Source organism: Saccharopolyspora cebuensis (assembly GCF_039542665.1).
Classification (GTDB): domain Bacteria; phylum Actinomycetota; class Actinomycetes; order Mycobacteriales; family Pseudonocardiaceae; genus Saccharopolyspora; species Saccharopolyspora cebuensis.
In genome coordinates, this window is record NZ_BAABII010000002.1 from 255,475 (window position 1) to 277,745 (window position 22,271).

General features: G+C 72.8%; 24 protein-coding genes. 15 read left to right on the forward strand and 9 right to left on the reverse strand.

Going from position 1 to position 22,271, the window contains the following annotated elements:
* Positions 1–54 precede the first annotated feature (54 nt).
* Positions 55–837: a zf-HC2 domain-containing protein gene (locus tag ABD976_RS02485; RefSeq protein WP_345356357.1), complete on the reverse strand. Its 783-nt coding sequence runs from the start codon at positions 835–837 to the stop codon at positions 55–57.
* On the reverse strand, positions 834–1,415 hold the full coding sequence (sigE, locus tag ABD976_RS02490; protein WP_345356498.1) for an RNA polymerase sigma factor SigE: 582 nt from the start codon (positions 1,413–1,415) through the stop codon (positions 834–836). The genes ABD976_RS02485 and sigE overlap by 4 nt, the downstream gene beginning before the upstream one ends.
* Positions 1,416–1,809: 394 nt before the next feature.
* Between sigE and ABD976_RS02495 the strand changes: the two genes are divergently transcribed.
* Positions 1,810–2,409 (forward strand): O-methyltransferase, encoded by a 600-nt coding sequence (locus ABD976_RS02495; RefSeq protein WP_345356360.1) that lies wholly within the window; start codon positions 1,810–1,812, stop codon positions 2,407–2,409.
* Between the two features lie 127 nt (positions 2,410–2,536).
* Here the strand turns inward: ABD976_RS02495 and ABD976_RS02500 are convergent, their stop codons facing one another.
* Entirely contained in the window at positions 2,537–3,676 is a 1,140-nt protein-coding gene (locus ABD976_RS02500) for an Mrp/NBP35 family ATP-binding protein (protein ID WP_345356363.1), read from the reverse strand.
* Positions 3,677–3,817: 141 nt separating this feature from the next.
* On the opposite strand from ABD976_RS02500, the gene ABD976_RS02505 reads away from it, so the two are divergent.
* The 10 genes from ABD976_RS02505 to ABD976_RS02550 all read left to right on the forward strand — a co-directional run bounded on the left by ABD976_RS02505 (position 3,818) and on the right by ABD976_RS02550 (position 14,975).
* A complete protein-coding gene (locus tag ABD976_RS02505; protein WP_345356366.1) occupies positions 3,818–4,306 on the forward strand; it encodes a MarR family winged helix-turn-helix transcriptional regulator in 489 nt (162 codons plus the stop codon).
* Positions 4,307–4,310: 4 nt separating this feature from the next.
* Entirely contained in the window at positions 4,311–4,697 is a 387-nt protein-coding gene (locus ABD976_RS02510; protein ID WP_345356369.1) for an NUDIX hydrolase, read from the forward strand.
* Between the two features lie 98 nt (positions 4,698–4,795).
* On the forward strand, positions 4,796–5,752 hold the full coding sequence (locus tag ABD976_RS02515; RefSeq protein ID WP_345356501.1) for an HpcH/HpaI aldolase/citrate lyase family protein: 957 nt from the start codon (positions 4,796–4,798) through the stop codon (positions 5,750–5,752).
* Between the two features lie 146 nt (positions 5,753–5,898).
* Complete coding sequence (locus ABD976_RS02520; RefSeq protein ID WP_345356372.1) at positions 5,899–9,321, forward strand: patatin-like protein; 3,423 nt, start codon at positions 5,899–5,901, stop codon at positions 9,319–9,321.
* Between the two features lie 153 nt (positions 9,322–9,474).
* The gene (locus tag ABD976_RS02525) at positions 9,475–9,603 is read left to right on the forward strand and encodes a hypothetical protein (RefSeq protein ID WP_345356375.1); all 129 of its coding nucleotides are present in this window, start codon (positions 9,475–9,477) and stop codon (positions 9,601–9,603) included.
* 319 nt (positions 9,604–9,922) lie between these two features.
* Entirely contained in the window at positions 9,923–10,435 is a 513-nt protein-coding gene (locus ABD976_RS02530; RefSeq protein WP_345356378.1) for a YflT domain-containing protein, read from the forward strand.
* 388 nt (positions 10,436–10,823) lie between these two features.
* Complete coding sequence (locus tag ABD976_RS02535) at positions 10,824–12,068, forward strand: ABC transporter substrate-binding protein (RefSeq protein WP_345356381.1); 1,245 nt, start codon at positions 10,824–10,826, stop codon at positions 12,066–12,068.
* Entirely contained in the window at positions 12,068–12,961 is an 894-nt protein-coding gene (locus ABD976_RS02540; protein ID WP_345356384.1) for a carbohydrate ABC transporter permease, read from the forward strand. Before ABD976_RS02535 ends, ABD976_RS02540 begins: the two co-directional genes overlap by 1 nt.
* Positions 12,961–13,806, forward strand: a complete 846-nt coding sequence (locus ABD976_RS02545; protein WP_345356387.1) for a carbohydrate ABC transporter permease — start codon at positions 12,961–12,963, stop codon at positions 13,804–13,806. The genes ABD976_RS02540 and ABD976_RS02545 overlap by 1 nt, the downstream gene beginning before the upstream one ends.
* A 5-nt stretch (positions 13,807–13,811) precedes the next feature.
* On the forward strand, positions 13,812–14,975 hold the full coding sequence (locus tag ABD976_RS02550; protein WP_345356390.1) for an ABC transporter ATP-binding protein: 1,164 nt from the start codon (positions 13,812–13,814) through the stop codon (positions 14,973–14,975).
* Here the strand turns inward: ABD976_RS02550 and ABD976_RS02555 are convergent.
* Genes ABD976_RS02555 through ABD976_RS02565 form a run of 3 tightly spaced genes read right to left on the reverse strand, consistent with a single transcriptional unit; the run spans position 14,968 to position 16,793 of the window.
* Positions 14,968–15,966: a M56 family metallopeptidase gene (locus ABD976_RS02555; protein ID WP_345356393.1), complete on the reverse strand. Its 999-nt coding sequence runs from the start codon at positions 15,964–15,966 to the stop codon at positions 14,968–14,970. The genes ABD976_RS02550 and ABD976_RS02555 overlap by 8 nt on opposite strands.
* Positions 15,966–16,328, reverse strand: a complete 363-nt coding sequence (locus tag ABD976_RS02560; RefSeq protein ID WP_345356396.1) for a BlaI/MecI/CopY family transcriptional regulator — start codon at positions 16,326–16,328, stop codon at positions 15,966–15,968. Before ABD976_RS02560 ends, ABD976_RS02555 begins: the two co-directional genes overlap by 1 nt.
* A 30-nt stretch (positions 16,329–16,358) precedes the next feature.
* Positions 16,359–16,793 (reverse strand): hypothetical protein, encoded by a 435-nt coding sequence (locus ABD976_RS02565; RefSeq protein WP_345356399.1) that lies wholly within the window; start codon positions 16,791–16,793, stop codon positions 16,359–16,361.
* Positions 16,794–16,899: 106 nt separating this feature from the next.
* Here ABD976_RS02565 and ABD976_RS02570 point away from each other — a divergent pair, with 106 nt between their 5' ends.
* A complete protein-coding gene (locus ABD976_RS02570) occupies positions 16,900–17,937 on the forward strand; it encodes a C40 family peptidase (protein WP_345356402.1) in 1,038 nt (345 codons plus the stop codon).
* 235 nt (positions 17,938–18,172) lie between these two features.
* Here the strand turns inward: ABD976_RS02570 and ABD976_RS02575 are convergent, their stop codons facing one another.
* From ABD976_RS02575 to ABD976_RS02585, 3 genes are all read right to left on the reverse strand, one after another.
* Positions 18,173–18,358, reverse strand: coding sequence for a hypothetical protein (locus tag ABD976_RS02575; protein WP_345356405.1), 186 nt, complete (start codon positions 18,356–18,358; stop codon positions 18,173–18,175).
* 164 nt (positions 18,359–18,522) lie between these two features.
* Positions 18,523–19,599 (reverse strand): magnesium/cobalt transporter CorA, encoded by a 1,077-nt coding sequence (gene corA / locus ABD976_RS02580; RefSeq protein WP_345356408.1) that lies wholly within the window; start codon positions 19,597–19,599, stop codon positions 18,523–18,525.
* A 371-nt stretch (positions 19,600–19,970) separates the two neighbouring features.
* Positions 19,971–20,399 carry an NUDIX domain-containing protein gene (locus ABD976_RS02585; protein ID WP_345356411.1) on the reverse strand — a complete coding sequence of 143 codons (429 nt, stop codon included), beginning with the start codon at positions 20,397–20,399 and terminating at the stop codon, positions 19,971–19,973.
* A gap of 145 nt (positions 20,400–20,544) precedes the next feature.
* On the opposite strand from ABD976_RS02585, the gene ABD976_RS02590 reads away from it, so the two are divergent.
* From ABD976_RS02590 to ABD976_RS02600, 3 genes are all read left to right on the forward strand, one after another.
* Positions 20,545–20,706, forward strand: coding sequence for a hypothetical protein (locus ABD976_RS02590; RefSeq protein WP_345356414.1), 162 nt, complete (start codon positions 20,545–20,547; stop codon positions 20,704–20,706).
* 26 nt (positions 20,707–20,732) lie between these two features.
* Complete coding sequence (locus ABD976_RS02595; RefSeq protein WP_345356417.1) at positions 20,733–21,302, forward strand: PH domain-containing protein; 570 nt, start codon at positions 20,733–20,735, stop codon at positions 21,300–21,302.
* A gap of 65 nt (positions 21,303–21,367) precedes the next feature.
* Entirely contained in the window at positions 21,368–22,249 is an 882-nt protein-coding gene (locus tag ABD976_RS02600; RefSeq protein ID WP_369775723.1) for a PHP domain-containing protein, read from the forward strand.
* Positions 22,250–22,271: the final 22 nt, after the last annotated feature.

Here is a 22,271-nt window from a genome sequence, read left to right on the forward strand (position 1 = left end):
CCAATTGTGCCGTGCCGGGGGTGAAGTCCGCGTGGTCTCCGGTGCGGCGCCGGATCAGGGCAGCGGCGCGGCGGCCGGGCTGGTGGCCAGCGGGGTGGGTGACGCGGAGGTCGACAGGAGCGGTTCCGGCACCGCCGAGGCGTCCGCGCTCGGGGCGGGTTCGGCGGGCAGCGTCCCCGCGACGGACGCCGGGATGACTCCGCTGCCGCCACCGCCGGGGAGCGGAGGCGCGGTGGTGTCCTGCGGCCAGTCCTCCTCGGAGGTGGGCAGGTTCATGAAGGCCAGCGCACCCAGCACGAGGCCGGAGAACACGACTCCGGCTCCCTGGCGGGTGCGGCGGCCGACACCGCGGGATTCGCGCGGCGGCGCGGCGTCCTCGGGGGACTCACCGAGGGCGGCCGGGTCGCCCAGCGGCCGGGAGCCGCCGAGGGTGCCGCGCACCGAGCTGCCGAGCGGCTGCTGCGAACCCCCGAGGGGGCGGCTGCTGCCCAGCACCGGTCCGGTGCCGAAGCGCGCCCGGTTCGGCCGGGACATCGCGACGAGCTGCCCGTCCTCGGTCAGCGCCAGCCCGTCGGGCTGCGCCGGGATCTCGGCGTGCGACGGGATCGATTGCAACGCCTGGAGCAGCGACGGCGAGACGGACGGGGTGCCCGCCGCCTGGACGGCCGCGCGGGCCTGCCGCTGCGCCGCCGCGTCCGACGCGCAGGCCGGACACCCGGCGAGGTGGGCGGACGCGCGATCCCGCGCGCTCGGGCCCAGCTCGCCGTCCACGAACGCCACGATCGCCTCGAGGGCCAGGTGCTGCTCGGGCAGCGACCAGCCTCGCAGAACCGTCATCCGCGAACCTCCTGGGTCTGCTTGCGACGAGTTTCCAAGGTGGCCTTCAGCATCTGCCGACCGCGATGGATCCTGCTGCGCACAGTACCCAGCTTCACCCCCAAAGTCGCCCCGATCTCCTCGTAGGAGAGACCTTCGACGTCGCACAGGACGACCGCCGCGCGGAACTCCGGCGGCATCTCGTCGAGCGCGGCCTGCAGGTCCGGGTCGAGGTGGGTGTCGTGGAACACCTGCTCCGGGGTGGGGCCACCGCCGGGCAGCCGGTCGGTGTCCTCGGGCAGGCCCTCCATCCGCAGGCGCGACCTGCGGCGGGCCATGTCCAGGAACAGGTTGGTCGTGATGCGGTGCAACCACCCCTCGAACGTGCCCGGCTTGTACGACGCCAGCGACCGGAACACCCGGATGAAGGTCTCCTGGGTGAGGTCCTCGGCGTCGTGCTGGTTGCCGGTCAGCCGGTAGGCCAGCCGGTACACGCGGTCGGCGTGCTGGCGGACCACCTCGTCCCAGGACGGCGGGGTCCAGGGTGCTTCCCCGGCCGCGGGGACGGTGGTCTGCTGTTCGGTGGGGACCACACTCATCGGCTGAGTTGCCATCGGGCGAAAAGCCACCTCCTGCGTGGTTGCACCTGTTGAACGAACGACCGGGGGCGGTTGTTCCCGACCGTGGGCGGCGTCGCCCGTGGCCCTGCGCCTCGAGGTCCGGTCCGGCTGCGCCCCGCCTGGACGGCGGAGTGCGCCGGGACGGATTTCCCGATGGGTGGGAAGATCGCTGGGGTCCATCGGTTCGCGGTGTTCCTGATTCGGTCCTGATTCGGGTACTCCTGTTGACGCTTCCACTGTGGTACCCGCTGGTGAGGTGGGGATGATAGGCGCCTGAGAACTCGCTGAGAACCGCGCGGCGCCGGAAACGGGCGCCTAACGAATTCGGCCTTGCCGTCCACCCCGCGCGGCGCCGCCGATAACCTTGCGCGTTGTGATACCCGAGACCCCGTTGGGCGCCGGTCCCGCGGGCCAGGACGAGGCGCACCGCTCGTCGAGCGGTCCCGTGGACGCCTCGATCGCGGCGGCACCGCTGCACGTCCTGCGCTTCCTGGCGGCGGCGCTGCGCGCGAAGGCCGTCGTCGAGGTCGGCACCGGTTCGGGCGGCAGCGCGCTGCACCTGCTCGGCGGGATGGTCCCGGACGGGGTCCTGACCTCCATCGACGTCGACCAGATGGCGCAGCGCGAGGTCCGGGAGGCGTTGCGGGAGGCGGGGGAGCCCGCGTCGCGCACCCGGTTGATCGCGGGCCGACCGGTCGAGGTGCTGCCCCGGCTCGCCGAGGGCGCCTACGACATGGTGGTGGTGGCCAGCGCCACCACCGACCACGCCACCTACCTGGCGCTGGGCACCCGGCTGCTGCGGCCCGGCGGCGTGATCGTCTTCGCCGGGGTGCGCCCCGACGCCGACCGCGACCAGCGCAGCGCGACCGCGCTCAGCCTGCGCGAGCTGGTCCGGGTGGTCCAGGCGGACGAGGACCTCATCGCCGTCACCCTGCCGGTCGGCCCGGGACTGCTCGCCGTCACCAAGCGCTGACCGCCCCTCGCCATCACCCGTTCGGGACGTGAGTGAGGGGCACCCTTGTCCCAGTAACTTGGGCAAGGGTGCCCCTCACTCCGCGTTCTCCCGGGGGACGGGCGGGTGCGCGGGGCCGCCGGGGGGCTCAGGCCGGGGAGACCGACAGGAGCTTGCCCGCCAGGCCCCTGGCCCGCTTCGACAGCCGTCCGGCGATGCCGTCGAGCACCGCGGCGGCGGGGGACTCCGGGTCCTCGATCACCAGCGGGGTGCCGCTGTCGCCCGCCTCGCGCAGCCGGGGGTCCAGCGGGACCTGGCCGAGCAGCGGGACGTCGGTGCCCATCGAGCGGGTCAGCGACTCGGCGACGATCTGCCCGCCGCCGGAGCCGAAGACCTCCATCCGCTGCCCGTCGGGCAGCTCCATCCAGGACATGTTCTCCACGACGCCCGCCACCCGCTGCCGGGTCTGCATGGCGATCGCCCCGGCGCGCTCGGCGACCTCGGCGGCGGCCTGCTGCGGGGTGGTGACCACCAGGATCTCGGCGTTCGGGATGAGCTGGGCGGTGGACAGCGCCACGTCACCGGTGCCGGGCGGCAGGTCCAGCAGCAGCACGTCGAGGTCGCCCCAGAAGACGTCGGAGAGGAACTGCTGGAGCGCGCGGTGCAGCATCGGCCCGCGCCAGACGACCGGGGTGTTGCCCGGGGTGAACATGCCGATCGAGATGACCTTCACGCCGTGCGCCTGCGGCGGCATGATCATCTTCTCGACCTGGGTGGGACGGCCGTCGGCGCCCAGCATCCGCGGCACCGAGTGGCCGTAGATGTCGGCGTCGACCACGCCGACGGACAGCCCGCGGCGCGCCATCGAGGTGGCCAGGTTGACCGTCACGCTGGACTTGCCGACGCCGCCCTTGCCGGAGGCGACGCAGTACACGCGGGTCATCGAGCCCGGTTCGGCGAACGGGATGCGGGGTTCCTCGGCGCTGCCGCGCAGCTTCTGGCGCAGTTCGGTGCGCTGCTCGTCGCTCATCACGTCGAGCTCGACCGACACCGAGGTCACGCCGTCCACCGCGCCGACGGCGTCGGTGACCCGCTGGGTGATCGTCTCGCGCATCGGGCAGCCCTGGACCGTCAGGTACACCTCGACCCGGACCGCGCCGGCGTCGCCGACGGCCACCGACTTCAGCATGCCCAGCTCGGTGATCGGCTTGTGGATCTCGGGATCCTCGACCTGGGTGAGGGCCTCGCGGACGGCCTCTTCGGTTGGGGTGGACTGCGTGCTGGTCACAGTTGCCTGACACCGACCTTTCTGCGCTGGCGCTGCGCCACACCATGCTACGGACCGGTAGCGGGGCGGGAACAGGTGCGCTCCACGTCGAGCCGGGGGCGCTGCGCGGTCGGATGAACGCGGACCGTAATATCCCGCGGCGTGGCCGACACGGGGCTTGAGCGATTACCGACCAGGAGCGAACTGCTGGCGTACCGCTGCTTCCTCCGCGCGCACGCACGCGTGACCCGCTGCCTGGAGGGCGACCTGATCGCCGAACAGCGGTTGACGCTGGCCGCCTACGACGTCCTCGAAGCGCTCGCCGAAGCGCCGGGCCGCCGCCTCCGGATGACCGAACTGGCCGATGCGGTGCTGCTCTCGCGCTCCGGGGTGACGCGCCTGGTCGACCGGCTGGAGCGGCTGGAGCTGGTGCAGCGGGTCCGGGTCGATTCCGACGGGCGCGGGGTGCAGGCGGTGATCACCGAGCGTGGTGAGCGGCGGCTGCGGACGGCCGCGGCGACCCACCGCAACGGCATCGCGCGGTACTTCCTGGCCGCCACCGCCGAGGAGCTGGAAGCGCTGGTGCGCACCTGCCAGCGGCTCGCCGACGGGGGTGTGCCCTCGCCCCCGGGCAGCCGTGCGCAAGCATGAGCGGGTGCCCGAAACCATCGAGGTCGTCGCGCTGGTCCGCTGGGAGGCGGGTCGCCTGCTGCTGGTCCGCGCCGACTACCAGACCGCGTTCTACCTGCCCGGCGGCAAGATCGACCCGGGTGAGACCCACGAGCAGGCGCTGCACCGCGAGGTCCGCGAGGAGCTCGGCACCGGGGTCCGCGACGTGCGGTTCCTGGACCGCTACGTCGCCGACGCGGTCGGGCAGGGCGAGGGCGTGCGGGTCGGGCTGAACTGCTACACCGGCGAGCTGGTCGGCACCCCGGCGCCCGCGGCCGAGATCGCCGAGCTGGCCTGGATGTCCCGCGCGGAGTACCTGGACCAGCGGGCGACGGCCCCGGCCATCGTGGCGCTGTACGCGGACCTGGGCTGAGCCGCACCGCCGCTGGTGTGCCGCCGCGCACGTGCGGGCTCCGGGAGGCGATCAGCGTGGTAGACACTGCACGGCCCCCGGCTGTCGAGGAGGAGATCGTGGTCGACCGGCAACGCGCCCGCCGGAGCTGCCTGGCGGTGCCGGGCTCCAGCGCGAAGATGATCGACAAGGCCCGCGGCCTGGCCGTGGACCAGTTCTTCCTCGACCTGGAGGACGCGGTCGCGCCGCTGGCCAAGGCCGAGGCGCGCGAGCGGGTCGTGGCCGCGCTCAACGAGGGCGGCTGGGCCGGCAAGACCCGGTCGGTGCGGGTCAACGACCTGACGACCGAGTGGACCTACCGCGACGTGGTGGACGTGGTGGAGGGCGCGGGCGCGAACCTGGACACCCTGGTGCTGCCGAAGGCGAGCGGCCCGGAGCACGTCCGCTGGCTGGACCTGACGCTGACCCAGATCGAGCGCGCGACCGGGCTGGAGGTCGGCCGGATCGGCATCGAGCCGCAGCTCGAGGACGCCGCCGGTCTCGCCGCCGCCGAGGCCATCGCCGCCGCGAGCCCCCGGGTCGAGGCGCTGGTCTACGGGCCGGCGGACTTCATGGCCTCGATCAACATGCGGTCGCTGGTGGTCGGGCACCAGCCGCCCGGCTACGACGTCGGCGACGCCTACCACTACGTGCTGATGAAGCTGCTGATCGCCGCCCGCGCGCACGGCGTGCAGGCGGTGGACGGTCCTTACCTGCAGATCAAGGACGTGGACGGGCTGCGGGCGGTGGGCGGCCGGTCGGCGGCCCTGGGTTTCGACGGCAAGTGGGTGCTGCACCCGGCGCAGGTCGACGCGGTGAACGAGCTGTTCTCGCCGCGCCAGGAGGACTACGACCACGCCGAGAACATCCTGGACGCCTACGACTGGCACACCTCGGCGGCGGGCGGTGCGCGCGGCGCGGCGATGCTCGGCGACGAGATGATCGACGAGGCCTCGCGCAAGATGGCGCTGGTGATCGCGGGCAAGGGGCGCGCGGCGGGGATGTCGCGCACCGACCGCTGGACCCCGCCCGCCTGAGCGGTCCGCCGCCTTTCCCGGAGCGACCGGTTCCGAGGCGGGGACCGGCGCGTGCCTGCGGTGCGCCCTGCGGGGATCCGGGTCCGCGCCTCCGGTCAGCACGGTAGTTTCCGGGAGCACCCGGCGAGACCGACCGAAGGGGCGACGTGACCGCTGCCGGAGCGGACAACGAGCAGGAACTGCGGCTGGCGCTGGCGATGCGCGGCGGCACCAGCATGGCGGTGTGGATCGGCGGCGCGGTCGCCGAGATCGAGCACCTGCGCACCGCGATGGCGGGCAACGACGACGCGCGGGCCACCCACCCGTGGGCGGCGCTGGCCCGGCTGGCGGGCTTCGACTCGGTGACCGTGGACGTCATCGCGGGGGCCTCGGCGGGCGGGGTGAACGCGACGCTGCTGTCCGCCGCGCTGATCTACGACCGCCCGTTCGAACGCACCCGGCGGATGTGGGTGCGGCTGGCCGACGTCGAGGCGCTGGCCCGCCCGCTGCCCCGGTTCTGGCAGCAGGCGCCGCCGTCGCTGCTGGAGGGCGACGGCTACTTCCGCGACGAGATGGTGAAGGTGCTCACCGACACCCCGGGGCGCGAGGACGCCGAGGCGCCGTCGCGCGCGGAGCTGCTGCTCACCGCGACGCTGCTCGACCCGGTGGTGGAGCAGCACTTCGACGGCCGCACCGGCTCGATGCTCCAGGAGCGCAGGCGGGCGTGGTTCCGGTTCCGGCACCTGGGGCGGGCCGGTGATCCGATGTCGGACTTCGGCGCGGGCGAGGACCTGCCGGACACCGCGCTGAAGCTGGCGCACGCCGCCCGCGCCACCTCGTCGTTCCCGTTCGTCTTCGAACCGGCGCAGGTGCACGCGCGGGAGCAGGCGCCGCCGCCGGACGAACCCGCGATGCTCGGGCTGTTCTCCGAATCCGGCGACGGGCCGTACGGGGTGATCGACGGCGGGCTGCTGGACAACATCCCGGTGGAGGCGGCGGTCCGGGCCATCGCCGAGGCGCCCGCGGACCGGCCGACCTGCCGCTGGCTGCTGTACCTCAACCCGGACCCGGCGGTGGCGCAGGGCCGCCCGCCCGAGGCGGCCCGGGCGGTGCCGGTGGCCGCCGCCGCGCTGCAGACCAAGATGGCGCAGGAATCGCTGCTGGAGGACATCCGGGCGCTGGACGCGCACAACCGCGTGGTGGAGCGGAACTCGTTGCGCCGCAAGGCGTTGTTCGCCCCGCTGCACGCCGCGCCGGAGACCGAGCGGCCGGCGCTGCTGGACCGCCTGGTCGACATGGTCGAGGCCGATCACGCGGTGGTGCGGGCCGAGCTCGACGCGCTCGCGGTGCACCGGCTGCTCACCGAACCCGCCGGGATCGAGGCGGGCACGCTGCTGCCGCCGCCGGTCGGCGACCCGCTGGCGGGCTGGTCGGCGCAGGCCCGGGAACAACTGCCGGAGCGGCTGTCGGCCGGGCTGTCGGCCGCCGCCACCGGCGAGGTCTTCGACGACGTGCGGGGACTGCTCGCCGGGATCCAGCTCTGCCTGGAGTGGGCGTGGGACCTGGACCGGCGGGCCGCCGACACCGCCGAGATCGGCCGCTGCAAGGCCGTGCTGTACCGGCTGCGCACCTTCGGCGAGCTGCTGGAGGGCCACACCGACCGGTACTGGATCAGCGGGGCGGTGCTGGAACCGCTGGTCCAGGTCGCCGAGCTGGACGACTGGGTGCGCCGGGTGCTGGCCCGCAGGCACCGGTTGCAGCACGCGCTGCCCTCGCCGATCGACCCGCTGCTGGGCGAGGTGCTCACCGCGGTCGAGCAGGGCACCGACCTGCAGCAGGCGCTCGTCGAGTTCGCCCGGGAACTGCGCTCCACGGTGGACTCCTCCGGGGCCGACGCGGCGCCCGGCGCCGAAGGCGTCGATGCGGTGGCGCGCGGGACCGAGGTGCTGCACCGCGTCGCCGACCGGCTCGCGGCGGTGGCGCCGCCGCGCACCGAGGCCACCGAGCCGGAGCAGCTCGGCTTCGCGCTGCTGGAGCGCTCCGGCCGCCGGGCCGAGGTGGTGCGCGAGCTCGTGGTGCTCAGCGCGCCCCTGGACGTCTGCCGGGAACCGGGCTCGCGGATCAACTTCCTGCGCGTGGCCAGCGACGAGCAGAGCCCGCTCCCGTTCGACGCGCTGCGCCGCTCCCCGGACGCCCCGCTGCGCATCCGGGACAAGATCCGCGGCGTCGAGCTGAACAACTTCGGCGCGTTCCTGTCGGCCAAGTGGCGGGCCAACGACTGGATGTGGGGCCGCATGGACGCGGCGGCCAGCCTGGTCGGGCTGCTCACCGATCCGGTCCGGCTGACCCGGCGGCACGGCGGCTCGGAGGCGCTGGGCGATGCGTTGCAGGCCATCGTGAGCCGCCCGACGACCGCCGAGCTCGGGGACCTGGACGAGCGGGAATCCGCCCGCTGGCGGGAATTCCTGGCCGGGCTGTGGGCCCGGCACGCCGCCGAGGTCCGCGCCGAGCTCGACGCGCTGTTCGCCGCGCCCGACGACCGGCACGGGCTGCCCAGGACCCGCGCCCTGCTCACCGAGCGCCTGCAGTGGACGATCGCGGCCGAGGAGATCCCGTTCGTGGCGACGGTCCCGGTGGGCGCCGATCCCGAGGACGGCGCGAGACCGCCGGTGCCGGAGCCGGAGCGGCTCGAAGCCGAGGTGCGCCGCTACGACGTCGGCAGGCAGCGGTTGCCGGACCTGGGGGAGCGGCGCAGGTTGTCGGTGGTGACCCGGCTGGGGCTGCTGGCCTACCGGGCCGCCCGGCCCGCCGGGCGGGGTGCGCTGCCCTGGCTCGGCCGCCGGTTCATGACGCTGCTGAAACCGCTGCTGCTGCTCATCGGCTACGCGGTCGCCGCACCCCGGCGGACGGCGGCGGTGGCCTTCCTCGGCGCCGCCGCGATGGCGTTCACCGGCTTCGAGGAACCGCGCGAGCCGCACCTGCCGGACCAGGAGATCTCCGCCGCGCCGCTGTGGGGCGAGAACGCGCCAACGACGACGCGGCAGGACTGCGGGGGCGGCACCGAGGACGGGTACGTGCTGTGCTGGACCACCGCGGTGAAGGTGGTCGATCCGCTGGCGTGGACCACCATCCTCGACTTCGGCGGCGCCTCGGCCGGGTTCAGCGCGCTCGTCGGCGGACTGCTCGCGGTGGTGTTCGCCTGCTGGCTCGGCTGGCGGGTCGGCGGTGCGTTCGGGCGCGGCCGGGCCCGCATCGCCCCGGCGCTGGCGGTGGTCGTCGGCCTGCTCGGGCTGCTGTTCTGGGGCCTGACCTACGAGGTCCGGCTCGGCCCGCTCGGTCTCGCCCTGGTGGCCGCCGCGCTCACCTGGCCCGCGGCGGTGGTCTACCGCACCCCGGTGCGGGTGGTCGCGGTGCTGATCACGCTGGTCTCGTTCATCGTCACGCTCTGGCTCGGCGGCCCACTGGTGGCCATCGGCGGCAACTGGATCACCTTCGCGATCGTGGTCACCGCCTACGCGCACATGGTCCTGCTGGGCACCGTCGACGTGCTGGCCCCGCGCCCCCGCCCCCGAGGCGTGACCACGGCCTAGCCCGCCCGCACCCGTTCGGGAACCTCCCGGGTGGCCGCGCGGCTCGTCGGCTCCGGGCGTGATCGACGGAGGCCCTTGATTTCACAGGTCTGTGAACTTATGGTCCGAGACGGAACTTCACAGATCAGTGTAATGGAGGGTGCTGTGCAGCTCATGCGGGAACTTCTCGGGCTCGTCCGCGATTTCGTCGCCGGGATCCACCTCGGGCACGGCATCCGGCACCGCGTTCCGGTGCCGGGGCGCGGCCGGGAACTGCCGACCGGTTGCGGGCTCCGGGGGTGAACGGTCGGCGGGGCGGGTCCGCACTCGTGGCCGGGCTCGCCCCGCCGGGCCGGGCGACGCGGTCGGTCGGCGGCGGTGATCCCCGGCCTGCTCACCTGGGGTTTCGCGCTGCTCTCGCTGGCCGCGCCCGGATGTGCTGTCCTGACGTTCGCGGTGGTGCGCCGCGCGGTCCCGCGGTGGGGTCGCGGGGTGCGCGCCGCCCGGCGGGCGACATGATCTCCGCTGGGTCAGACGGGTAACCTTGAAGGGACAACCGGTCGGAAACCGGGCCGCGCGGCGCGGTCGACCGGGAGTGCACGTTCCACTGGAGGTGTCAGCGGTGTCCAGTCCATTCACCGGCTCCGGCCGAGCGACGCCGGGCGCACCCAGCCTGCCCACCCCACCGACCGGCTGGCCGATCGGGTCCTACACGACCTACGCCGAAGCCCAGCGCGCCGTCGACCACCTGGCCGACAACGAGTTCCCGGTGCAGGAGGTGACCATCGTCGGCGTGGACCTGATGCTCGTCGAGCGGGTCACCGGACGGCTCTCGTGGGGGCGCGTGCTCGGCGGCGGTGCCGCCTCGGGCGCGTGGTTCGGCCTGTTCGTGGGCTTGGTCCTCGGCATCTTCACGCCCCAGGGCAACTGGTTCGGGCCGGTCCTGGTCGGCCTGGGCACCGGCGTGCTCTTCGGGCTCATCTTCGCCGCGGTCGGCTACGCCTCCACCCGAGGCCGCCGCGACTTCTCCTCGGCCAGCCAACTGGTGGCGGGCCGCTACGACGTCCTCACCCAGCCGAGGCATGCGGAGCAGGGGAGGGACATGCTGGCCAGACTGGCCATGCGCCCTCAGTAGTTCTCTTTCTCCGCGCTCGCCTTGCGTGGCGGTGCGGGTGGCGGAACCTCAGCGGCCCCCTCGCTGCGGGATCCGCTCCTGATGTACCAAGCGCGTACACGGCGTCGCGGCTGTCCTCGCGAGGGGGCCGCTGAGAACCCGCGGCGGCGCAAGCTGCGTGCGTGGGGCAAAGAGGAAGCGGCTGCGCCGCTTGCCTGACGGTGGCCGGGTGGCCCGTGCGCCCGAGTTCACGTATTGGCAACAAGCTTCGCACCGGTCTTGCCCGGGCGTGTCCGGCGCGCCTAGGTTCGCCTGCACCGGTCGCCGGTGACGGCCGGTGGTGGCGGTGCGACGGAGCGCGGCATCCTTCCCGTCCTCGCCGCGGGTCAGCGACGGGGGAGGGCTCGACGTGCGGAAGGCTCGCGCGGTCGCGGTGCTCGGAGCGGTGTGCGCGTCGGTGCTGGCGGCGTGCGCGCCGCCGCCGGACGGCCGCACCGTGAACCTGTACTACGCGCCCGAGGAGAACCTGCAGGCGGTCGTCGACCGCTGCAACGAGCGGGCCGCCGGGCGGTACCGGATCGTCTACCACAAGCTGCCGCGCGAAGCCGACGGGCAGCGCGAGCAGATGGTGCGCCGGCTCGCCGCCGGGGACGCCGGGATGGACGTGCTCGGCCTGGACGTCACCTGGACCGCCGAGTTCGCCGAAGCCGGGTGGATCCGGGAGTGGACCGGTGCGGCGCAGCGGTCGGCGTCGGCGGGCACGCTGAGCGGTCCGCTGGAGACCGCGACCTGGGAGGGCCGCCTCTACGCGGCGCCGAAGAACACCAACGTCCAGCTCCTCTGGTACCGGAAGGACCTGGTGCCCGAGCCGCCCGCCACCTGGGACGAGATGATCGCCGAGTCGCAGCGGCTCGCGGGCGAGGGCAAGCCGCACTGGATCTCGTTCAGCGGGGCCCAGTTCGAAGGGCTGTTCGTGCACTACAACTCGCTGGTCGAATCGGCGGGCGGGCGGATCGTCAGCGAGGACGGCAAGCGCGCCGTGGTGGACGCCGGTGCGGTCCGGGCGCTGGAGGCGCTGCGCGACTTCGGCACCGCGGGGGTCACCAGCGCGGCGATGAACAACGCCATGCAGGACGACGCGCGCCGGGAGTTCGAGACCGGCCAGGCCGCCTTCCAGCTCAACTGGCCGTTCGTCTACCCGTCGTTGCAGGAGAACACCCCGGAGCTGGCCCGCGACGTCGGCTGGGCGCGGCTGCCCGGCGTGGTCCCGGGGGTGCCCAGCAAGTCGACCATCGGCGGCTACAACCTCGCGGTGAGCAGCCACTCCACCAAGCCCGACCTGGCGTTCGAGGCGGCGCTGTGCCTGCGCAGCCCGGAGCACCAGCTCTTCTCGGCGATCAACGACGGGGTGCCGCCGACCGTCGAATCCGTCTACGAGCACCCGTCGATGGCCGAGGAGTACCCGATGAAGGACGCGATCCTGGAGGCCCTCAAGGACCCCGGGGTGCGCCCGGTGACCCCGGCGGCGCAGAACGTCTCCACGGTGCTGACCAACCTGCTGGCGCCCGTCGCCGAGATCGACCCGGCGGCCACCGCCGAGCGGATGCGCACCGAGGTGCAGAACGCGCTCGACTCGAAGGGTGTGATGCCGTGATGGCCGCGGCCACCGAGGGCGAGCGCGCCCAGCGGCGGCTGGGCTGGCTGCTGTGCGCTCCGGCCGCGCTGGTGATGCTCGCGGTCACCGGCTGGCCCATCCTCTACGCGGTGTGGCTGTCGTTCCAGCGCTTCGACCTGAAGTACCCGGACCAGCGGGAGTTCGTCGGGCTGGACAACTACCTCACGGTGCTCGGCAACGGCTACTGGTGGACCGCGTTCGGCGTGACGGTGCTGATCACCGTGGTGTCGGTGGCGATCGAGCTGGTGCTCGGCATGGCGCTGGCGCTGGTGATGCACCGGGCGCTGGTCGGGCGCGGGCTGGTCCGGACGGTGACGCTGATCCCGTACGGCATCGTCACCGTGGTCGCCGCCTTCAGCTGGCGCTACGCCTGGACGCCGGACACCGGTTACCTGGCCGAGCTGATCACGCCCGGCGGCGCGCCGCTGACCGGGACCGGCAGCTCGCTGGCGATCATCATCGTCGCCGAGATCTGGAAGACCACGCCGTTCATGGCGCTGCTGCTGATGGCCGGGCTCGCGCTGGTGCCCGAGGACCTGCTCAAGGCCGCGGCGATGGACGGCGCGGGGCCGTGGCAGCGGTTCGTCAAGGTGATGCTGCCGGTGATGAAGCCGGCGATCCTGGTCGCCCTGCTGTTCCGCACCCTCGACGCGTTCCGCGTCTTCGACCACATCGTGGTGCTCACCTCCGGTGCGCAGGACACCTCGTCGGTGTCGGTGCTGGCCTACAACAACCTGATCAAGGGGCTCAACCTCGGCATCGGCTCCACGATGTCGGTGCTGATCTTCCTCGCGGTCGCGCTGATCGCCTGGATCTTCGTGAAGCTGTTCGGCACCGCCGCGCCGGGCGGCGACGACGGCGGGAGGCGCTGATGGCGGACGTGGGCGGCGCCGCGACCCGGGCGCGCAAGGTGAAGTGGACGGTGCTCGACGTCGTCGTGGTGGTCTACGCGCTGCTGCCGGTGCTGTGGATCGCCTCGCTGTCGTTCAAGACCGAGGCGACGCTGGGCGACGGCCACCTCATCCCGCGCGAGTGGACGCTGGAGAACTACGCGACGATCTTCAGCACCGACGAGTTCACCCGCGCGCTGGTGAACTCCATCGGCATCGCGCTGATCGCCACCGCGATCGCCGTGGTGCTGGGCGCGATGGCCGCCTACGCCATCGCCCGGCTGGAGTTCCCCGGCAAGCGGCTGCTGGTCGGCGCCTCGCTGCTGATCGCGATGTTCCCGCAGGTCTCGCTGGTCTCCCCGCTGTTCGAGATCGAGCGGGTGCTGGGGCTTTTCGACACCTGGCCGGGCCTGATCCTGCCCTACACCACGTTCTCGCTGCCGCTGGCGATCTACACCATGTCGGCGTTCTTCCGGGAGATCCCGTGGGAGCTGGAGAAGGCCGCCACGATGGACGGCGCCACCCCCGGGCAGGCCTTCACCAAGGTGATCGCGCCGCTGGCCGCGCCGGGCGTGTTCACCACCGCGATCCTGGTGTTCATCTTCTGCTGGAACGACTTCCTGTTCGCGATCTCGCTGACCTCGACCGAGGCGTCCCGGACCGTCCCGGTCGCGTTGCAGTTCTTCACCGGCGACTCGCAGTTCGAGGACCCGACCGGCTCGATCTCGGCGGCGGCGGTCGTGATCACGGTGCCGATCGTGGTGTTCGTGCTGCTGTTCCAACGGCGAATCGTCTCGGGGCTCACCTCGGGCGCAGTGAAGGGGTGACCGACGTGTCCGACATCGTCCTGGACGGGGTGACCAAGCGGTACCCGGACGGCTCGCTCGCGGTGCGGGAGATGGACCTGGAGATCGCCGACGGCGAGTTCGTCATCCTCGTCGGCCCCTCCGGCTGCGGCAAGTCCACCACGCTGAACATGATCGCCGGGCTGGAGGACATCAGCACCGGGGAGCTGCGCATCGGCGGGCAGCGGGTGAACGAGCGGGCGCCGAAGGACCGGGACATCGCGATGGTGTTCCAGTCCTACGCGCTCTACCCGCACATGACGGTGTTCGAGAACATGGCGTTCCCGCTGCGGCTGGCGAAGGTGGACGCCGCCGCGGTGCGCGCGAAGGTGGCCGAGGCGGCGGCGGTGCTGGACCTGGACCGGCACCTCGACCGCAAGCCCGCGCAGCTGTCCGGCGGGCAGCGCCAGCGGGTCGCGATGGGCCGGGCCATCGTGCGCAGCCCCCGGGCGTTCCTGATGGACGAGCCGCTGTCCAACCTGGACGCCAAGCTGCGGGTGCAGATGCGCACCTCGGTGTCCAAGCTGCAGAAGCGGTTGGGCACCACCACGGTCTACGTCACCCACGACCAGACCGAGGCGATGACCCTCGGCGACCGGGTGGTGGTGATGCGCGGCGGCGAGGTGCAGCAGATCGGCCCGCCGCAGGAGCTCTACGACACCCCGGCGAACCTGTTCGTCGCCGGGTTCATCGGCTCACCGGCGATGAACTTCGTCCCGGCCCGGGTCGAGGACGGCCGGATCGCCTCGGCGCTCGGGTCGTTCCCGCCGCCGGACCGGGTCCGGCGCGCGCTGGAGGGGGCCGACGCGCCGCGCGAGCTGGTCCTGGGCCTGCGCCCGGAGCACTTCGAGGACGCCGCGCTCGCCGACGACGCCACCGGTGTCACCTTCACCCACGAGGTCGACGTGGTGGAGGCGATGGGTTCGGACAAGTACGTCTACTTCACCCTCGACGACGGCGAACCGCGCGGCGCCGGGCTCGACGAGCTCGCCGCCGCCAGCGGCGCGGCGGAGGTGCCCAGCGCCGCGGGCCAGGTCGTCGCCCGGCTCGCCGCGCGGTCCGCGGCCCGGGAGAACGAGCGGCTCACCGTCCGGTTCGACCCGGCGAAGATCCACCTGTTCGACCCGGAGACCGGCCGCGTCCTCACCTGAGCTCGGCGACGACCCCCGGGCCCGCGCACAACGGGGTCGGGTCGGCGGTGGCCGACGGGACCACCAGCGCGGTCGCGGCGGTGAGTGCCAGCAGCGGCAGCGCGAGCGCGACGGCGATGCGCCAGTGCGCCGACCGCGCCGGCGGCCGGGGGCGCAGCAGGCGCTCGACCCGCTCCGGCACGTCCGATCCGGCGGCGGCCAGCGCCGCCCGCGGGGCCGGTGCCCGCGGGTGGGCGGCGGTGGCCATCGCGGCGAGCGCCCGGGCGACGGTGCGGCTGCCGTGGTCGCGACCGGCCCGGTCGTCGGCGATCCACTCCACCAGGCGCGCGACCTCCGGCACCGCCGCCCGCAGCACGGGCACGAAGGGGAAGGACTGCGCGAGCACCGCGACCCACCCGGCGCACAGGTGGTGCTTCCCGCGCAGGTGCGCGGCCTCGTGGGCGAGCACGGCCGCGAATTCCGGCGGGCGGAGGCGGCGCACCGCGCCCCTGGTGACCACGATGGCCGGGACGCGGCCGGGCAGGCAGTACGCCGCGGGTTCCGCCGCGTCGACGACGGTGATCCACCGCCCGTGGTGCAGCAGGTTCCGGGACAGCCCGCGGACCGCGCGTCGGTGCGCCCGCCGGTGCCGCCGGGTCCTGCGGGCGTGGCGTGCCGCGACCGCGGCGAGCCGGAGCAGGAAGGCCAGCGAACCGATCAGGGCGAGCGCGGCGGGCACGTCGGACGGGTGGTGCACGCCGAGGACCACCTGCACCGCGTGCAGGCACGCGTGCAGCAGCCCGGCGAGCCCCAGACCGCCGGAGAGCGCGGCGATGGCGGCGAGACCGAGGCTGAACACCGCGACCACCCACGAGGTCGGCAGGGCGATCCAGAGGGCCAGGCCGAGCCGCGGCGCGGCGCCTTCCCAGCGCCGGCAGGCGCGCACGAGGCGCGGGCCCAGCACCGCGACGATCGCGGCGTAGAGCGACAGCACCACCAGCAGCGGGGTCATCACCGCTCCGGCCGCGCGGACTCGTCGAGCAGCTCCCGCAGCACGGCGGCGTCCTCCTCGCTGATCTCGCCGACGAACTTGAGGAACGTGGCGCGGGGGCTGCCGCTGGTCGCCAGCGCCTCCCGCATCAGGGCGGCGGCGTGCTCGCTGGCCTGCACCCGCGGCCGGTAGAACCACACGCGGCCGAGCCGTTCGCGGTCGACCCACCGCTTGCGGTGCAGGTTGTCCAGGACCGTGGCCACCGTGGTGTAGGCGAGGTCACGATCGAGCAGGCCCTCGACCACCTGGCGCACGCTCAGGGCGTCGTCGGCCTCCCAGAGCAGGGCCATCACCGCCGATTCCAGCGGACCGAGGTTGTGCACCGGCTGTCTCCCTTCGCGTCGCAGAGCTGATCATGCCGCGACCGGGGACGGGCAGGCGGAGGTGGTGCGCAACCGGGCGCGCAGCGCGAACCCGAGCAGCGCCAGCGAACCGATCGCCAGCACGGGTTGCACCGGGCCGAACCAGTTGAGCGCCCCGTTCGTGCCCAGCGCCAGCACCACGAGCTTGTTGCACGTCGGGCAGCCGATGGCGAGGAAGGACAGCACCGTCCCGACGACTCCGCGGCGGGTCCGCTGCTGCTCGGTGCGGGGACCCGCGTAGGTCCCCACCAGCAGCCCGGAGAGCACCGCGGCGGCGAGCCAGACCGGGTAGCTCCACCACGGAGCCTCGATCATCCGCGTGAAGACGGGGTTCGGGATGAGTCCCGCGACGGTCCCCGTGATCGCCGCGATGACCACCGCCGCGACGGTGGCCCACAGCCAGTGGCGTGCCGTCCAGCTCCGCACGGTGCCTCACTTCCTCCGGGGACCGGGTGCGCGGACCACTCTACTATCGCCCGTAGGAGATCTACTACCTTGCTTAGAAGAACCGGTGAGGAGTGAGGACACGAGCATGCGCAACCGCACCACCCGCACGACGAACACCGCGCTGGTAGCCGCGACCGCGCTCTCCACCGCGCTCATCGCGGGAGTGCCCGCCACGGCCCAGCCCGAGGAACCGGGCTCGGCGTCCGACGCCGCGCAGCGGCTCCGCGAGCTGTCCCGGGAGGCCGAGGTGGTCACCGAGGACTTCAAGAAGGTCCAGGACGACCACGCGGCCCGGCAGCGGGAGCTCGACGCGTCCACCGCGGCGGCGCACCGCGCCGACCAGGCCGCCGAGCAGGCCCGGCGCGAGGAGGAGCGGTTCCGCGGCGAGGTCGACGAGCTGACCGCGGCGTCCTACCAGGGGGCGCGGATGAACACGCTGTCCGCGCTGCTCACCGCCGAGTCGCCCGAGTCGTTCCTGGACCGCGCCTCGGCGCTGGACGCGCTGGCCCGGGACAACAACCAGGCCGTGCACGCGGTCGTCACCGCGACCCGGCGGGCGGAGTCCGCGCAGCGGCGCGCGGCCGAGGAGCGCGCCCGCGCCGCCCGGGCCGAGGCCGAAGCAGCGCGCCTGCAGCAGGAGTTCGCGGTCCGCAAGGAGGAGATGGACGCCCGGGTCGCCGAGGTCAAGGAGCAGTACGACCAGCTCAGCGCCCAGGAGCAGGAGGCGTTGTCCGGTGACGACACCGACGTCGGCCCGGTCTCCGGCAGCGGCACGGCGATCGCCGCGGTGAACGCGGCGCTGAGCAAGCAGGGCTCGCCCTACGTGTGGGGCGCCAAGGGGCCGAACCAGTTCGACTGCTCGGGGCTGGTGCAGTGGTCCTTCGAGCAGGCCGGGCTGTCGCTGCCCGCCTCGACCCGGACGCAGGTCTCGACCGGCACGAGCGTGACCGAGAGCCAGCTCAAGCCGGGCGACGTGATCTTCTTCTACGACTCGGCGAGCCACAACGGGATCTACATCGGCGGCGGCAACGTCGTGCACGCGCCGACCGAGGGCCAGAACGTCAAGGTCGAGAAGTACGACTACATCGGCGACGTCCACTCGATCCGGCGGATGACCGGCTGACCTCGCGCGCCCGGCGCGGTGTCGCCGCGCCGGGCGATCCCGGGTCCCGTCCCGGGAGGGGAGCGGTCCTCAGGCCTGGGCGATGAGGACGAAGAGGGTGACGATCCACCCGGCGATCAGGGTCACCAGCACGGTGAGCTTGTTCGTCATCAAGCGGGTCATAACGGCGCCTCCCGGCGTGAAGTACGAAGCCTGCGGGGGATTCGCTCCACGATGCGGTCGGCGACCGGGGGCCTCAGCGCGCGTCGACGGCGCGCGGCGCGGTGGTCGCCTGCCGCATCGCGCCGGGTTTTCGCTCGATCCACGCGGTGTGCCGGAACTGCTGCTCGGCGACGTGCCGGTGCGAGACCGGCGTCCGGCGCAGCGCCGCGGAGGCGCGCCGGTGGTGGCGGCGCCCGAGGAGCGGCGACGTCCAGTGCATGACGACCTCCTCACGTGCTCGCGATGTCGCGGAAAAGGCGGTGGGTGAGTACCCGATCGGCCGAGGGCCACCACGTCGGGGCGCGGGGCGGGATCCGCCGGGACCGGCAGCGGCGCGGTCCCCGTGGAGGCTATCGCCGACCCGATCGGAATCGTTACACCGGGTCACAACCACTTGTTCCGCCGGAAGATGTGGAACAGCACGACGCAGGCCAGCAGCATCACCAGCAGCACCAGCGGATACCCGAACTTCCAGTGCACCTCGGGCATCTGGTCGAAGTTCATCCCGTAGATCCCGGCGATCATCGTGGGCGTCGAGATGATGGCGACCCACGCCGAGATCTTGCGCATGTCGGTGTTCTGCTGGAGCGTGATCTTGGCCAGCGTCGCGTCGACCAGCGTGGTGAGCAGCTCGTCGAAGGAGCCGACCTGCTCGGAGACCTTCGCCAGGTGGTCCTCGACGTCGCGGAAGTAGGAGCGGACCTCGTCGGGCACCATCGGCAGGTAGCCCTCGGCGAGCCGCTGCAACGGCTTGGTCAGCGGCATCACCGCCCGCTTGAGCTCCATCGCCTCGCGCTTCATCAGGTAGATCTGCGGCGCGTCGATCTTGGTGCGCGGCGCGAAGACCTCCGCCTCGATCTCGTCGATGTCCTCCTGGAAGGCCTCGGTGACCTCCAGGTAGGTGTCGACGACGTGGTCGGCGATGCCGTGCAGCACGGCGGAGGGGCCCAGCGCGAGCTGCTCCGGGTCGGCCTCCAGCCGGCCCCGGACGGTGGCCAGCCCGCTGTACCTGCCGTGCCGGACGGTGATCACGAAGTCCCGCCCGGCGAACACCATCAGCTCCCCGGTCTCGACCAGGTCGTCGGCGGCGGAGCGCAGCTCGGTGGCCAGGTAGCGGACGGTCTTGAGCACCATGAACAGCGTGCTGTCGTAGCGCTCCAGCTTGGGCCGCTGGTGGGCGTGCACGGCGTCCTCGACGGCCAGCTCGTGCAGCCCGAAGGTCTCGGCGATGCCGTTGATCTGGGCCGCGGTGGGTTCGTGCAGGCCGATCCAGACGAATCCGGAGCCGCGCTCGCGCACCTCCTCGACGGCCTCGTCGTGGGTCCACGTGCCGGGCAGCCGCCTGCCGTCGACGTAGACGGCGCAGTCCACGACCGACGCGGACAGCGGGGTCTGGGTGCGGTGCGGGGTGCGGGCGCGGCCGTTGCGGGAGCGCAGGCCGAGGGAGGGCAGGCTGGGCACGGCGAACCTCCAGGGTCCGGGAAGGCGGGCAGCGGATCGTCTCGCTGGGCGCGCATCCCGGCCGGTGCGTCGGCACCGCGTGCGTCGCTAGCGGCGACGGACCTTCCCGGCGGGGATGCGGCCGGTACTACTCGGAGGCGCGCTGTCGGCACTGCTGTCCACGATCCCTCACCTCCTGGAGGTCATCCACCACCGCGGGTGGCCGGCTCGGCCAACGGCTCAGCGTACTCCGCCCGGACGGCGCCGCGGCACCGGATGGCGGGAAACGTCACCAACGGCGGAATACGGTGAATTGTGCTCAGGGCGAAACGGACTACTATGGGGTTCTCGCCGAAAGTGTGCGCCGGGGGGCGTTCTGCGGCTTTCGGGTGTCACCCCGTCGTGGGTTCTGCACCCCACGAGCGCAAGACTTCTGCCAGACCCTCCGTGAGTTCACCCGCTCGGTCCAATGTGGTGAAAGTCGCACCGTCCACCCACGCCGCCGCGTCCGCGTCATCGCCCGCGGACGGAGCAGCGCCGTTGCTCCGGCAGGCGTAGTCGTGGATCTCGTACGTTCCGCCCACCCCCGGCCGCAGGACGGTCCCCAGCAGGGCTCCGACCTCGACGGACAGGCCCGTCTCCTCCAACAGCTCGCGGCGCACCGCCGCGTGGTCGGACTCGCCCTGCTCCACCCGGCCGCCGGGCAGCGACCACTTCCCGGCCGCGGGCGGGCGTCCGCGCTTGACCAGCAGCAACCGGCCGCGGGAATCGTGCACCACCGCGCCGACGCAGCGGATCGAGGAGTTCTCCGATACGATCATCACCACGGAACGTAGTTGATCCGGGGCCGCCCGGAACCGACTGACCCAAGTGCGGTACAAAGCTGCCGTAAACCGGCGAAGTACGGTACAACGGATCAGCAGGCGCCTGCGCTAATCAGTGGCATTTCGGACGGGGTGCGTCACAGTGAACTTGAAGAAGATCCTCACCTGGACCTTGGTCGCGTTCCTTCTGTTCTTCTTGATCTCGTCTCCCGACCAGGCCAGCAACGTGGTGACAGGCATCCTGGCGAGCCTGCGCTCGGCGGCCGAAGCCGTCATCACGTTCATGCAGAACCTCTTCGTGTAAGCGCCGAGCCGCGGGAGGCGGGTGCCGTGTTCCACCCCAAGGACCCCGACGAGTACCTGCTGGACTCCGAGCGCCGGGTGATCCGCGTCCGGCGGCACTGGGCCTGCCTCGTGTGGGACCTCTTCGAAGCGGTCGGGCTGCTCGTCGGGCTCGTGATGGTGTCGTACCTGCTGCCGCAGGACAACGCGGTGTTCCAGAACGTCCTCTGGTACGCCGGTCTGGTCGTGCTCGTCCGGTTCACCTACCAGATCCTCGACTGGTACGTGGAGCGGATCGTCGTGACGGACAAGCGGTTCCTGATGACGACCGGCATCTTCACCACCAACGTGGCGATGATGCCGATCACCAAGGTCACCGACCTCACCTTCGCGCGGACGCTGCTGGGCCGGGTGCTCGGCTACGGCACGCTCGTGGTCGAGTCCGCCGGTCAGATCCAGGCGCTCAACCGCATCGAGTACGTCCCGAACCCGGACGAGGTGGAGGACGCCATCTCCCACCTCGTCTTCGGCGACAAGAAGAACCAGCAGGACCGGTTCTCGATGCTCAAGGCGCGGCGCGCGGCGGTCGGCAAGCGCAAGGCGCAGAAGGTCTCCTGAGACCTGGCCGCGGATCCGCATCGCACGGCGGTGCGGATCCGCGGGCCCGCCGGGCATCGGTCACACTGATGGGTGTGCGAATCGACCTGCACACCCATTCCACCGAGTCCGACGGGACGGACACGCCCACCGAGCTCGTCGCCACCGCGATCGACGCCGGGGTGGACGTGATCGCGCTCACCGACCACGACACCACGGCGGGCTGGGCGGAGGCCGAGCGCGCCGTGCGGGAACGGTCCCCCTCGGGTCGGTTCCGGCTGGTCCCGGGTGCCGAGCTGTCCTGCTCCAGCCCGGACGGGCGGGGGCGCGACGTGACCGTGCACCTGCTGGCCTACCTCTTCGACCCGGCCTCGCCCGCGCTGGTCGCCGAGCAGTCCCGGCTGCGCGCCGAGCGCCGCGCCCGGCTGCGCGAGATGGCCTCCCGGATGGCCGCCGACGGGTTCCCGGTCGACCCGGACGCGATCATGGCCGGGCTGCCGCCGGATTCGCCCGGCGGTCGCCCGCACCTGGCGCGGGCGCTGGTCCGGGCCGGGCGGGTCGCCTCGGTGGACGAGGCGTTCGCCCGCTACCTCGGCGCGACCTGCCCGTACTACCTGCCGCGCACCGACACCCCGGTGCACCGCGCGATCGACATGATCGCCGACGCCGGTGGGGTCACCGTGCTGGCTCACCCGTTCGCCACCAGCCGCGGCCAGGACGTCACCCCTCCGGTCGTCGCCGAGTTGGCTGAACATGGGCTCACCGGGATCGAGGTCGACCACCCGGACCACGACCCGGCGGCCCGGGCGCGGACCCGGGAGCTGGCGGCCGAGCTGGACCTGGTGCCCACCGGCAGCAGCGACTACCACGGCACCAACAAGACCATCGGCATCGGCCAGGAGACCACCGCGCCGGAGGCCTTCGACCGGCTGGTCGCCGAAGCGGTCGGCGCTGTCGTCGTGGGCTGACCCGCGCCGCGGGGGCGCACGC